Here is a 12,976-nt window from a genome sequence, read left to right as displayed (position 1 = left end):
ACGTCGTGCCGTAGGTTGCGGAGAGTTTGGCTCCATGACCTGCACGTGCGTAGAGAGGCTCAGCGGTGAGCGAGAAGAAGGTCAGCGTCCTGGAGGGCTTCAAAGCCTTCCTGATGCGCGGCAATGTGATCGACCTGGCCGTCGCCGTCGTCATCGGCGCGGCGTTCACCCAGATCGTGAATTCTGTGGTGAAGGGCGTGATCAACCCGGTGGTCGGAGCGTTCGGCACGCAGGAGCTGGATGCGTACACCTACTGCCTGAAGGGCACCTGCAAGGTGGTGAACGGCGAGGTCGACGGCATCAAGATCCTGTGGGGCTCGGTGCTCAGCGCCACGCTGACCTTCGTGATCACAGCGGCCGTCGTCTACTTCCTGATGGTGCTGCCCATGTCGAAGTACCTGGCCAGGCGGGCCGCCCGGGACGCGGCCAAGGAAGGCGCGAAGGAAGTGGTCGAGCTGACCGAGCTCGAAGTTCTGAAGGAGATCCGGGACGCCGTTGTGGCCCAGCGGGGTTCAGGGCACGACCAGCAGTAGCGAAAGCTCAGTGGTGGGGCGGCTTCTCGTCGAGGAAGCGCGCCAGATCGGCCGCACTGTCGCCGCCCGCGAGAGGCCGCTCGCCCCACCCCCGGTCCGTATCGTCCGAGGATTGCTGGTCCAGTGGATCGTCGAAGATCAGTTGCGGTCGTGGGGACTGCTGCCGCGGCTGCTCCGCATCACGCGGTCCGGGGGCGGGGGCGGTGCTCATACGTCCAGGGTACGGCGGCGGGCGAGGTCCGTCGGCGCGGTCGAGGCGATCCGGCGGTCCCGCCCGAGCGTGGGCGAAGCGCCCTGGCGCTTCCGCCCGGCCCGTCCCGGTTCTTCGCGCGTCTCCGGGGTCCCTCGCTCACCCTCTGCTGTGCTTGGCGCATGACTCACACGCCCGGCGCCGACCGGCCACCGACGTCGTCGAACCCGTCGAGCCCCCTGCGGCCGCTCGTCGCCAGGCGGCGTGACGAGGAACACCGGGCCGCCACGCCTCTTGAGCTGTTCTTCGACCTCTGTTTCGTCGTCGCGATCGCCCAGGCCGGTGTGCAGCTGGTGCATGCCCTCGCCGAGGACCACGTGGGGGACGGCGTTTTCAGTTACGTGATGGTGTTCTTCGCCGTCTGGTGGGCGTGGATGAACTTCACCTGGTTCTCGTCGGCGTACGACAACGACGACGCCCTCTACCGTGTGGTCACCCTCGTACAGATCGCCGGAGTCCTGATCCTCTCCGCCGGAGTCACGCGCGCCTTCGAGGACCATGACTTCCTGGTCGTCTGGCTGGGCTACATCGTGATGCGCATCGCGCTGACCTCGCAGTGGCTGAGGGCCGCGCGGTCCGCTTCAGGCGCCGAGCGGACCATGGCACTGCGGTACGCGGGCGGCGTGATCCTCTGCCAGATCGGCTGGAGCGCCCTGCTGTTCGCGCCCGAGTCGGCCCGGGGCTGGATCTTCCTGGTGATGGCGATCGCCGAGATGTGCGTACCGGCGTACGCGGAGAAGGACTTCCACACCAATTGGCACCCGCACCACATCGCCGAGCGCTACGGCCTGTTCACCATCATCGTGCTCGGCGAGACGATCGCCGCGGCCACCGTCGCAGTGAAGTCCGGCGTCGACGAGAACGAGGCGCTGGGCGATCTGCTGCCGATCGCCGGGGGCGGACTCCTCATCGTCTTCGCCGCCTGGTGGATCTACTTCGTCGTTCCGGCCCATGACCGTCTCACTTCCAGCAAGGAGGGATTCCTGTGGGGTTACGGCCACTACGGGATCTTCGCGTCGGCCGCGGCGATCGGCGCGGGCATCGAGGTGGCGGTCGAGCAGGCCGTGGGCACGGCGCATATCTCCACCATCGCCGCGTCGGCTGCCGTCACCGTCCCGTCCGCCGTGTTCATGCTGCTGGTGTGGGCCCTGCACGCGCGTTATTTCAAGGAGGGCGCCGCGCAGCAGCTGATCCTTCCCGTCACCGCGGCGGCGATCCTCGCCTGTACGTTCGCGGGCGACTGGGCAGTCCTGGCAGCCGGTTTCGTGGCGGCGGCAGCGGTCGCGGTCGGCGTCACGCTCACCGCCCGGACGGCGGCCGCGGCGTGACCGACGCCACGGGCGGGACCGTCCCGCCCCCGGGCGTCACGCCAAGTCCCGTGGTACGCATGGTTCTCATGGCAGCACATGACACACCGACAGACGGCCCGGCGGACGGGCCGACGAACGGCCGGGCGGGTGGGCTGACGGATGTGGCCGGGCTCCACGTCGGCCACGCGCGCGTGCCCGGCGAGCGCGCGCTCAGCGGCACCACCGTCGTCCTCGCCCCCGCGGGCGGCGCGATCGCCGCCGTGGATGTACGGGGCGGCGGCCCCGGCACCCGCGAGACCGACGCCCTCGACCCGCGCAATCTCGTCCAGCGCGTCGAAGCGGTCGTCCTGACCGGCGGCAGCGCGTACGGCCTCGAATCGGCCGCCGGTGTGATGGCGTGGCTGGAGGAGCACGGCCGCGGCGTCCGCGTCGGCCCCGACCCCTCGCAGGTGGTGCCGGTCGTCCCCGCGGCATGCGTGTTCGACCTGGGCCGCGGCGGCGACTGGCGGGCCAGACCGGACGCCACGACGGGACGGGCCGCTGTCGAGGCGGCAGCCCGTACGGACGAGGGCGCGCCGGTCGAGGAGGGTGGCGTCGGCGCGGGCACCGGTGCCGTGGTCGGGCAGTTCAAGGGCGGGGTCGGCACGGCGAGCGCGGTCCTGGACTCCGGGATCACCGTTGCCGCGCTGGTCGTGGCCAACGCCGCCGGCTCGGCGGTGGATCCGCTGACGGGTGCGCTGTACGGGTCGTACTTCGCGGGCCGCGTCGCCTATCCCTCCCCCGACGTGCACGCGGCGGCCCAGCTCCGCCTCACCGAGGCACGCGAGCAGAATGCCCCTCCCCCGCTCAACACCACCCTCGCCGTGGTCGCCACTGACGCCGTTCTCACCCGCGCGCAGGCGCAGAAGCTCGCGGGCACGGCACACGACGGCATCGCGCGCGCCGTACGCCCGGTCCATCTCCTCAACGACGGGGACACGGTCTTCGCCCTGGCCACGGGCGCCGTACCGCTCGACGAGGCCAGTCCGCTCGCCCTCAACGAGGTACTGGCAGCGGGCGCAGACGTGGTGACCCGGGCGATCGTCCGCGCGGTCCTCGCGGCCCGGGGTGTGGAGGGTCCGGGCGGGGTCTTCCCTTCGTACCGGGACCTGTACGACATCGACTGACGTAGGGGACAAGCCAGTTGCCCAAAGGCGCGGGAACTTCGCCCAGTTCCCCTTCGTTTTCCTGAACCCCGGACGCGTTGTCAGACCCAGGGGCTACGTTTAGCAACCACCAAGTGACTTGCGGCGACGGCCTGGAGACCCATCTTGAACGATCCGTACGAGACAACCGAGACGCACCTCGAGCGACTCCTGGGGCGGGCGCTCAACTCGTTCGACCTGCCCGACTCGACGGTCGAACGGCTCGATTCGGCGCTGGCGCACGCCAGTTCGCTGCACTCCTCGCACCACAGCGCCGCGCTGCACCGCGCGACATACCGGCACGCCTATCTCCTCAGAGACGGCAGCTCACTCGTGCTGTGGGAGCTGGTGCACAACACCGGACGCGACGGCTCCGAGCAGCACGAGCTGTACAACGAGGAGTCGGAGGTCCGTCTCGCCGCCTCGCGGCTGCCCGCCGGTTTCCCGGGCTTCGCCGGGCACGGGGGCGACGGTGCGGGCGGCGCGGACGCGGGGCTCGACGTGGATCTGGACGCGGACTGGGAACTCCTGTCCAGCCTGATGGCGCCGCCCGCGACCCCGCTCCCGAGGATGTACGTCCCGGAGGACTCCGCGGACCACGCCCGCCGCGTGCTGCGCCGCGCGGAGAACGCCGACCGGCCGGGCGAGGAGACCGCGAGCCTGCTGCGGGCGGCGTTCGCCCACCACATCACGCAGGTCTTCGGCCGCCAGTGCCAGGTGGCGGGCAAGGACGCGGGCTTCACGCTCTACGAGCACGCGTTCCTGCTCCTCGACGGCACCGAGACGAGCCTGTGGGAGGTGGAGCACACGGCGACGCCGGACGGCCGCCACATGTGCGAGGTCTACGACGCGGAGCGCACCGCGCGCGACGCGATGGAACTGCGCGCGCGGGTGCGCTGACCTCGCCGCGGTCCGGCGCCGGGTTCAGACGCGTACGACGGCCGTCCCAGCGGCCTCGATCGCCCCGGCGTCCTCGGGGCTGAGCCCGCTGTCGGTGATGAGCAGGTCGACGTCGGTGAGGTCACCGAAGCGGGCGAAGTGCGACTGCCCGTGCTTGGCCGAGTCGGCGAGCAGCACCACACGCCGGGCCGCCGAGACGATCGCGCGTCTGACGGCGGCCTCGGAGAGGTCGGGTGTGGTGAGTCCGCCGACGACAGAAAAGCCGTCGGTGCCGAGGAAGACGACGTCCGCGTGGATCTCTCGGTAGGCCCGCAGCGCCCACGCGTCGACGGCGGCGCGCGTACGGTGCCTGACCCGGCCGCCGACCAGGTGGAGGTCGATGCCGGGATGGTCGGCGAGGCGCACCGCGACGGGCAGGGCGTGGGTGACGACGGTGAGCGAGCACTCCAGTGGGAGGGCCGCGGCGAGGCGGGCCACGGTGGACCCAGCGTCGAGGATCACGCTGCCGCCGGTGGGCAGTTCGGCGAGTGCCGCATGTGCGATGCGGTCCCGCTCGTCCGCCGCGGTGGAATCGCGCTCGGCGAGAGCGGGTTCGAAGTCGAGCCGCCCGGCCGGGATGGCGCCTCCGTGCACGCGCTTGACGAGCCCGGCCCGGTCCAGGGCCTCGAGGTCACGCCGGATGGTCTCGGCGGTGACCTGGAACTCCTTGGCGAGGGAAAGCACGTCGACGCGGCCGCCGTCGCGGGCCAGGCGCAGGATCTCCTGCTGGCGCTCCGGTGCGTACATGTGGGTTTACATCCGCTCCATGCCCGAACCTGTGGTTTCGCCAGCAGAGTACGTCCGTTGCGCGGCCTGAACAGATACGGCACGGAACGGGGCCCGGCCCGGAACGCATCCACGCGTCCCGGGCCGGGCCCGTATCCGGGTAATCCGGGTACCCGAGTCCTTCGACCGCCTCAGTGAGCGAGCGCGGGCTCCGCCTCCGCGGAGTCCTCCGGAAGCTCCGACTCGGCTCCCTCCACATGCTGCTTCGGCCGCGCCGGCAGCGCGAACATCACCACGAAGATCACGGCCAGCACCGCCACGACCCACCACAGCGAGTTCTGGAACGCGTCCCCGAACGCCTTCCCGACCGCACTCGGCGCCATCCGGTCGTCGATCGACCCGAAGAAGACGACCGACACCAGACCGAGCCCGAGCGCGTTGCCCATCTGCATCGTCGTGTTGATCAGCCCGGACGCCGAGCCCGAGTGCTCGCGCGGTACGTCCGAGAGGACCGCGTCCGTCAGCGGCGCCACGATCAGCCCCATCCCGGCACCCATGACCGCCAGGGGCAGCACCATCTGCCAGGAGTGGATCGCCGTGCCGTACCGCCCGGCCTCCCAGATGTAGAGGACCAGACCCGTGGCCATCGTCAGCGCGCCCGCCTGGAGGACCTTGCGGCCGAAGCGCGGCACCAGCTTCTGGACGGACAGCCCAGCCGCCGTGGACACGGCGATGGAGAACGGCACCCCGGTGAGCCCGGCCCGCAGCGGCGACCAGCCGAGACCTATCTGCATGTAGAGCGTCCAGACCAGGAAGAAGATCCCGCAGGCGATGCCGAACGTGAGTTGCACGGCGATGCCCGCGGCGAAACTCTTCACCTTGAACAGCGACAGCTCGACCAGCGGCGAACCGTCCTTGCGGGTCTTCCTCTTCTCGTACGCCACGAAGACGGCGAAGACGAGCAGGCTGCCGGCCATGCACAGATGACCCCACAGCGGCCAGCCCAGCTCACGGCCGCGCGTCAGCGGATAGATCAGCATCAGCAGTCCGGTTGTGGCCAGCGCGACGCCGACCAGGTCGAGCCGGAGCGCCTTCGGGGCGCGGGACTCGATGATGTACTTGCGGCCCAGGATGACGCCCGCGATACCGACGGGCAGGTTGATGAGGAAGATCGGCCGCCATTCGAGGCCGAAGAGGTTCCACTGAGTCAGCAGCGCGCCGAGCAGCGGCCCGGACACCGCGCCGAGCCCGATGACCGCGCCGAACATTCCGAAGACCTTGCCGCGTTCGTGCGCCGGGAAGGTGACATGGATGATCGCGAGCACCTGAGGCACCATCATCGCGGCCGTCGCGCCCTGGAGCAGACGGGAGGCGACCAGCATGTTCTCGTCCGCCGCGAAGCCGCAGAGCGCGGAGGCGAGCGTGAAGCCGGTGATGCCGATCAGGAAGAGCCGCTTGCGGCCGTAGATGTCTCCGAGTCGTCCGCCCGTGATCAGACCGGCGGCGAAGGCGAGCGCGTATCCGGCGGTGATCCACTGGATCGCGCCGAACGACGCGCCCAGGTCCCGCTCCATGCTCGGGATCGCGATATTGACGATGGTGACGTCGACCAGATCCATGAAGGCCGCGGTCATGACGATGGCGAGAGCGATCCAGCGACGACGGTCTGAAGCCGTATCCGGTACGGCGGACTGTGAACTCATAGGAGGAAAGTAGAGTAGATATAGGTCGGACCATGTCCTAGATGGCGGGCATCCTGGAAAACATGACGGACACTCCGGCACGACTCCTCAATCTGCTCTCCCTCCTCCAGACTCCGCGCGAGTGGCCGGGCAGCGAGCTGGCCGAGCGCCTCGAAGTGAGCCCGCGCACCATCCGGCGCGACATCGACCGGCTGCGCGACCTCGGCTATCCGGTCGAGGCGACCAAGGGGGCGATCGGCGGCTACCGCCTGGTCGCAGGCGCCGCGATGCCGCCGCTGCTCCTCGACGACGAGGAGGCCGTCGCGATCGCGGTCGGCCTGCGGGCGGGCGCGGGCCATGCCATCGAAGGCATCGAGGAGGCCTCCGTACGGGCCCTCGCCAAACTGGAACAGGTGCTGCCGTCCCGGCTGCGCCACCGGGTCACCACCCTCCAGGCGGCGACGATTCCGCTGACCCGCGGCGACGGCGCGACCATCGACCCGCACACGCTGACGGTCATCGCGGGCGCTGCGACGGGGCGTGAACGCCTTCGCTTCGGCTACCGCGCGGGCGACGGGACTCAGACCAAACGGCAGGCCGAGCCGTATCGCCTCGTGTCGACGGGCCGCCGGTGGTATCTCGTCGCGTACGACCTCGGGCGCGAGGACTGGCGTACGTTCCGTGTCGACCGGGTCTCGGAGGCCTTCGCCACGGGGGCGCGCTTCGTTCCGCGGGAGCTGCCGACGGGCAGCGCCGCGGAACTGCTGGGGCACACGATGTCCCGGCAGCCGGAGCTCGACATCGACGTGAGCTTCGAGGCTCCGGCGTCGTTCGTCGCCGCGCGTCTGCCGGACACCCTGGGCGTACCGGTGGCGACTGGCGAGGAGACCTGCCGCCTGCGCACGAGGGCGGCGGACTCACTGGAGTGGCTGGCGCTCCGACTGGCGCTGGTGGACTGCGAGTTCACGGTCCACGGCCCGAGGAGCCTCGCGGAGTACATGACGGACCTGGGCGCGCGCCTGACCCGCGCCACGACGGCGCGCTGACCGTCGGTCCGGACAGGGAAGGACCCCAGCACCGGGGGGGAGGGTACTGGGGTCCGCTTCAGGGGGCCATTCGCGGGGCGCTTACGCCGCCGCGTCGAAGCCCGTGTCCCGCGCCATCCGCTTCAGCTCCAGCAGCGCGTGCTTCTCGATCTGCCGGATCCGCTCCCGCGTCAGGCCGTGCTGCTTGCCGACCTCCGTCAGCGTGCGCTCCCGGCCGTCCTCGATGCCGTACCGCATGCGGATGATCGAGGCCGTACGGTGATCGAGCTTGCCGATCAGGTCCTCCAGCCCCTCGCTGCGCAGCAGCGACAGCACCGACTGCTCCGGCGAGATGGCCGACGTGTCCTCGAGCAGATCGCCGAACTGCGTCTCGCCCGCGTCGTCCACCGCCATGTTCAGGCTGACGGGGTCGCGTGCCCAGTCGAGCACATCGATGACGCGCTCGGGCGTCGAGCCGAGCTCCTTGGCGACCTCGGCCGGCTCCGGCTCGCGGCCCTTTTCCCTGTTGAACTCGCGCTGGACACGTCGGATGCGTCCGAGCTCCTCCACCAGGTGGACGGGGAGCCGGATGGTCCGGGACTGGTCCGCTATGGAGCGGGTGATCGCCTGGCGGATCCACCACGTGGCGTACGTGGAGAACTTGAAGCCCTTGGCGTAGTCGAACTTCTCGACCGCGCGCACCAGGCCGGCATTGCCCTCCTGGATCAGGTCGAGGAGGGGCAGCCCGCTGCGCGGATAGCGCCTGGCCACGGCCACCACGAGCCGGAGGTTGGAGCGGATGAAGACGTCCTTGGCGCGCTCGCCCTCTGTGACCAGCGCCTCGAGCTCTTCGCGCGTGGCACCGCCCGCATCGCTCTCGACCTCTTTGTCGAGGATCTGCCGGGCGTACACACCCGCCTCGATGGTCTGGGACAGCTCGACTTCCTTGGCGGCATCGAGCAGCGGCGTACGCGCGATCTCATCGAGGTACATGCCGACCAGGTCGCGGTCGGCGATCTCCCCGCCCACGGCGCGAACGCTGCTTGCCCTGCCAGTCCCACTGGAGTCGGACTGACGGCGGGCAACGGCACGGGTTGCCATGCGAGCTCCCTTGCTGAGTAGGTCGCGACACCCTTCCGGGTGCCCTGCATCCGATGGAAACAACGACTGGAATCGGGACAGAATTCCCACGCCGTGGATCGATTTTCGTGATCTTGCAGTACCCTGTCGCGCCACGAGGGGGGAAGCGTGCCGCAGGATCACTCAGAGGTGCAGGTCAGGGCGGGCACGGAGGCGGATCTCGAAGCCCTCACAGAGCCCAAGAACCACTACCTGCGTGAGACGTCCGTCACATTCGACACGTCCGTCTTCATGACCGATCAGCGCCGCCCATGGCTGCACTCCTACCCCGAAGACGGCTCCCACCGCGTTTTGGTTGCTCGGGATGTCCGTTCTGCCCTACTTCTTGGATACGCGACGAGCAGCTGGGACCGACCGGCCTCAGCCGAACTGGACCGACCGCTTCGCCAGGCCCATCCAGAAGCCGTCGATCACGCTCCGCCCGCTCTTGAGCTCACCTTCGGACGCCCCGAGGGTGACGAACAGTGGCGCGAAGTGCTCCGTCCGCGGGTGGGCCAGCCGCCCGGCCGGTGACTTGTTCTCGAAGTCCAGCAGCGCGTCCACGTCCGCCGCCGCGAGCGCCCGCTGCCCCCAGTCGTCGAACTCCACCGACCAGCCGGGAATTCCGCCCTGGCGCAGGGCCGCCAGATTGTGGGTGAAGAATCCACTGCCGACGATCAGCACGCCCTCGTCCCGCAGCGGCGCGAGCCTGCGGCCGATCTCCATCAGCTTCTGCGGGTCGAGCGTGGGCATGGAGATCTGCAGTACAGGAATGTCGGCGTCCGGGAACATCTCCACCAGCGGGACGTACACGCCGTGGTCGAGCCCGCGGTCCGTGATGTCCTGCACCGGCGTACCGGCGCCGCGCAGCAACTTCCGTACCGAATCGGCGAGTTCGGGCGCGCCGGGCGCGGCATAACGCACCCGGTAGTAGTGCTCGGGGAAGCCCCAGAAGTCGTACACCAGCGGTACGGTCTCGACCGCGCCGAGCGCGAGCGGAGCCTCCTCCCAGTGGGCGGAGACCATCAGGATCGCCCTGGGCCGCGGCAACGACGCGGACCAGGAGGCGAGCTGGCCGGGCCAGAGGGCATCGTCGGCGAGCGGCGGGGCGCCGTGGGAGAGATAGAGGGCGGGCATGCGCTCCGCGGCTGGGGTGGCACTCATGACAGCGGCTCCCGGATTGCTTCCGGCCTCGTGCGGCCTACTTGAACTTTCAAGCTGGCCCCACCGTAACTCCAGTTAGTTAAACTTTCAAGAATGTAGTCGTAGAGTGGGATGTATGAATACGGCATCCACGGGCGGGGGCGGCCTCGAACCGCGTTGGCTCACCGAGGACGAACAGCGCGTCTGGCGGGCCTATCTGCATGCCACCACCCTCTTCGAAGACCACCTCGACCGCCAGCTGCAGCGCGACGCGGGCATGCCGCACATCTACTACGGCCTGCTCGTCCAGCTCTCCCAGGCCCCGCGCCGCCGCATGCGGATGACGGAACTGGCCGTCGACGCCAAGATCACCCGCTCCCGGCTCTCGCACGCGATCGCGCGCCTGGAGAAGAACGGCTGGGTCCGCCGCGAGAACTGCCCCTCCGACAAGCGCGGGCAGAACGCGGTCCTGACGGACGAGGGCTTCAAGATCCTGCAGAAAACCGCGCCCGGACATGTCGAGGCCGTACGGCAGGCCATGTTCGACCGGCTCACGCCCGAGCAGGTGGAACAGCTGGGCGCGATCATGCGGATCCTGGCTGAAGGGCTCCAGCCGCAGGACTCGGGCGCGGACCTGCCCTGGCTGCGCTGACCCGCACGCGCATCGGTACCGACGGCACGCGAAGGGCCCCGCCCGGGTTCACCCCGGGCGGGGCCCTGTCCGCTCAATGACCTCTCAGCACGCCTCAGTGCGCGACGACGGGAACCTTGATCTCGTCCTCGACACCGTCACCCGAGGCCGCGGTGACCGAACCGGCCCCCGGGCGCCCGGTGTTGATCAGCGTGAAGGCGATCGCGGCGGCGGCCGCGAGAATGCCGACCGCCCACCAGATGGCGTTCGAGTAGCCGTGCACCATGGCCTGCGCCTGCAGCAGCTGCTGGTTGGTGGCACCCGCCGCGTGAGAGGCGACGTACGCGGTCGTGGCCGAGGCCGCGATCGTGTTCAGCAGCGCCGTACCGATGGCGCCGCCGACCTGCTGCGAGGTGTTCACCATCGCGGAGGCGACACCGGCGTCCTCCGGACGCACCCCGTGCGTGGCCAGGGACATGGCCGGCATGAAGGCCGTACCCATGCCCAGACCCAGCAGCAGCTGCGCGGGCAGGATCAGACCGGCGTACGAGGAGCCGACCTCCAGCTGCGTGAGCATCAGCATGCCGGCACCGGCGACCAGGAAGCCCGGGCCCATCAGCAGCCGCGGCGCGACCCGGGTCATCAGCCGGGCACCGATCTGCGTGGAGCCTGTGATCATGCCCGCGATCATCGGGAGGAAGGCGAAGCCGGTCATGACCGGCGAGTAGTCCTTCACGATCTGCAGGTAGAAGGTCAGGAAGAGGAAGAGCCCGAACATCGCGATGATCGCGAGGCCCAGCGAGAGGTAGACACCGCCGCGGTTGCGCTCGGTGATGACGCGCAGGGGCAGCAGCGGCGCCTTGACCTTGGACTCGGTGAAGACGAACCCGGCGAGCAGCACGGCGGATGCGACGAACATGCTCACGGTCAGGCCGTCGGACCAGCCGGCGGACTCGGCGCGCGTGAAGCCGTAGACGAGGGTGACCAGGCCCAGGGTGGACAGGACGACGCCGGGGATGTCGAGGGTGGAGCGGTTGCGGGTGCCTGCCGGCTCACGGATGACGAAGTACGCGCCCGCGGCGGCGATGACCGCGAACGGGATGTTGACGAAGAACGTCCAGCGCCAGTTGAGGTACTCGGTCAGCACACCACCGAGGATCAGACCGACGGCGCCGCCGCCACCGGCGATCGCACCGTAGATACCGAAGGCCTTGGCGCGCTCCTTGGCGTCGGTGAACATCACCGCGAGCAGGGAGAGCGCGGCCGGAGCGAGCAGCGCGCCGAAGGCACCCTGCAGCGCACGGGAGCCGAACATCATCGCCTCACCGGTGGCCGCGCCACCGAGCGCGGATGCCGCCGCGAAGCCGAGCAGCCCGACCACGAAGGTCCGCTTACGGCCCCACAGGTCGGCGATGCGCCCGCCGAAGAGCAGCAGTCCGCCGAAGGCCAGGGCATAGGCCGTGATGACCCACTGCTTGTTGCCGTCCGAGATACCGAGGTCCAACTGCGCGTGCGGGAGCGCGATGTTCACAATCGTCGCGTCCAGCACCACCATCAGCTGGGCCAGGGCGATGAACACCAGGGCTTTCCAGCGGCTGGGGTCCGGAAGCGATATATCGGGAATAGCGGCTGTTTTTGACATGGCTGTAGCCACCTAAGGGTGCGGAGAGGTCAAAACGGACGTGGTCAGAGAGACGTGATCAAGAGTTGTAGGGAGGACCTGCGAAGCCAACTGAATTAATCGGCGCGCAGGTCCTCCAAGGTCGCTGCCGTGCCCGGCAGTTCGGAGCGCGCCGGCGCTTCGAGTCCGTCGAGGAACAGCGCCAGATGGCGATGGGCGAACCGGTCGATGTTCAGGCACGGGGTGCCCGGCAGCGGCCGGGTGAGCTGGGAGAGAGCGACGAGCAGATCTCCGACGGCGACATCGGCGCGGAGTCGGCCCTGCTCATGGGCGCGGTCGAAGAGAGCCTCGACGACCTCTTCGAGGCGCGCGCTCTCACGGGTCAGATCGGGATGGGACTTGTCGAAGGCGCCCGAGAGCAGCGGGCACAGCGCCCCGATCCGTTCGTCGGCGGCCGCGTGGGTGAAGCGCCGCAGCGCCTCGAACGCGTCCGTCTCCTCGGCGGCGGCATCGAGCGCCTGCTGCTTCGTGCGGGTGAGGACAGAAAGGACCACCTCGTGGATGAGGGCGTCCCGGTCCGGGAAGTGGCGGTAGAGCGTGGCGTTGCCGACGCCGGCGCGGCGGGCGATCTCGTCGAGCGGGACGTCCGGTCCGAACTCCACGAAGGTCTCGCGTGCCGCCGTGACGATCCGCTCCCGGTTCCGCAGGGCGTCGGCCCGCGGCCGGGTGACGCGGCGCGCTTCGGTGTCGGCGGCGGGGCTCACGGCTCCACTCCCTTTCGTGTCTGCCTCGTATCTCTACGTAAGCGGGGAT

General features: G+C 69.6%; 13 protein-coding genes. 6 read left to right on the top strand and 7 right to left on the bottom strand.

Annotated elements, in window-relative coordinates; genetic code table 11:
• Positions 1 to 65 precede the first annotated feature (65 nt).
• Positions 66 to 533, top strand: a complete 468-nt coding sequence (gene mscL / locus OOK40_RS00500; protein WP_266475617.1) for a large conductance mechanosensitive channel protein MscL — start codon at positions 66 to 68, stop codon at positions 531 to 533.
• A 7-nt stretch (positions 534 to 540) separates the two neighbouring features.
• On the opposite strand, the gene OOK40_RS00495 is transcribed toward mscL, so the two are convergent.
• The gene (locus OOK40_RS00495; protein WP_266475615.1) at positions 541 to 744 is read right to left on the bottom strand and encodes a hypothetical protein; all 204 of its coding nucleotides are present in this window, start codon (positions 742 to 744) and stop codon (positions 541 to 543) included.
• 161 nt (positions 745 to 905) lie between these two features.
• Between OOK40_RS00495 and OOK40_RS00490 the strand changes: the two genes are divergently transcribed.
• The 3 genes from OOK40_RS00490 (at position 906) to OOK40_RS00480 (ending at position 4,177) form a co-directional block, all read left to right on the top strand.
• The gene (locus OOK40_RS00490; protein ID WP_266475613.1) at positions 906 to 2,111 is read left to right on the top strand and encodes a low temperature requirement protein A; all 1,206 of its coding nucleotides are present in this window, start codon (positions 906 to 908) and stop codon (positions 2,109 to 2,111) included.
• A gap of 68 nt (positions 2,112 to 2,179) precedes the next feature.
• Positions 2,180 to 3,259, top strand: coding sequence for a P1 family peptidase (locus OOK40_RS00485; protein ID WP_266475612.1), 1,080 nt, complete (start codon positions 2,180 to 2,182; stop codon positions 3,257 to 3,259).
• Between the two features lie 144 nt (positions 3,260 to 3,403).
• Complete coding sequence (locus OOK40_RS00480) at positions 3,404 to 4,177, top strand: DUF6227 family protein (protein ID WP_266475611.1); 774 nt, start codon at positions 3,404 to 3,406, stop codon at positions 4,175 to 4,177.
• 24 nt (positions 4,178 to 4,201) lie between these two features.
• On the opposite strand, the gene OOK40_RS00475 is transcribed toward OOK40_RS00480, so the two are convergent.
• Together OOK40_RS00475 and OOK40_RS00470 are read right to left on the bottom strand one after the other, a co-directional pair.
• Positions 4,202 to 4,963, bottom strand: coding sequence for a DeoR/GlpR family DNA-binding transcription regulator (locus tag OOK40_RS00475; protein WP_266475609.1), 762 nt, complete (start codon positions 4,961 to 4,963; stop codon positions 4,202 to 4,204).
• Between the two features lie 170 nt (positions 4,964 to 5,133).
• On the bottom strand, positions 5,134 to 6,645 hold the full coding sequence (locus OOK40_RS00470) for an MFS transporter (RefSeq protein WP_266475607.1): 1,512 nt from the start codon (positions 6,643 to 6,645) through the stop codon (positions 5,134 to 5,136).
• A 62-nt stretch (positions 6,646 to 6,707) separates the two neighbouring features.
• Between OOK40_RS00470 and OOK40_RS00465 the strand changes: the two genes are divergently transcribed.
• Positions 6,708 to 7,670, top strand: a complete 963-nt coding sequence (locus OOK40_RS00465) for a YafY family protein (protein ID WP_266475606.1) — start codon at positions 6,708 to 6,710, stop codon at positions 7,668 to 7,670.
• Positions 7,671 to 7,751: 81 nt separating this feature from the next.
• Here the strand turns inward: OOK40_RS00465 and OOK40_RS00460 are convergent, their stop codons facing one another.
• Positions 7,752 to 8,750: an RNA polymerase sigma factor RpoD/SigA gene (locus OOK40_RS00460; protein WP_266475604.1), complete on the bottom strand. Its 999-nt coding sequence runs from the start codon at positions 8,748 to 8,750 to the stop codon at positions 7,752 to 7,754.
• A gap of 399 nt (positions 8,751 to 9,149) precedes the next feature.
• The gene (locus OOK40_RS00450) at positions 9,150 to 9,932 is read right to left on the bottom strand and encodes a dioxygenase (protein WP_266475603.1); all 783 of its coding nucleotides are present in this window, start codon (positions 9,930 to 9,932) and stop codon (positions 9,150 to 9,152) included.
• A gap of 115 nt (positions 9,933 to 10,047) precedes the next feature.
• Between OOK40_RS00450 and OOK40_RS00445 the strand changes: the two genes are divergently transcribed.
• Positions 10,048 to 10,563: a MarR family winged helix-turn-helix transcriptional regulator gene (locus tag OOK40_RS00445; RefSeq protein ID WP_266475601.1), complete on the top strand. Its 516-nt coding sequence runs from the start codon at positions 10,048 to 10,050 to the stop codon at positions 10,561 to 10,563.
• Positions 10,564 to 10,657: 94 nt separating this feature from the next.
• Here the strand turns inward: OOK40_RS00445 and OOK40_RS00440 are convergent, their stop codons facing one another.
• Together OOK40_RS00440 and OOK40_RS00435 are read right to left on the bottom strand one after the other, a co-directional pair.
• Positions 10,658 to 12,184, bottom strand: a complete 1,527-nt coding sequence (locus tag OOK40_RS00440) for an MFS transporter (protein WP_266475600.1) — start codon at positions 12,182 to 12,184, stop codon at positions 10,658 to 10,660.
• A 95-nt stretch (positions 12,185 to 12,279) separates the two neighbouring features.
• Complete coding sequence (locus tag OOK40_RS00435) at positions 12,280 to 12,927, bottom strand: TetR/AcrR family transcriptional regulator (RefSeq protein WP_266475598.1); 648 nt, start codon at positions 12,925 to 12,927, stop codon at positions 12,280 to 12,282.
• Positions 12,928 to 12,976: the final 49 nt, after the last annotated feature.

This window comes from Streptomyces sp. NBC_01481, assembly GCF_026339995.1.
GTDB lineage: Bacteria > Actinomycetota > Actinomycetes > Streptomycetales > Streptomycetaceae > Streptomyces.
Note: the sequence above shows the minus strand (reverse complement) of the source record. Positions and strands in the feature narration are given on the sequence as shown.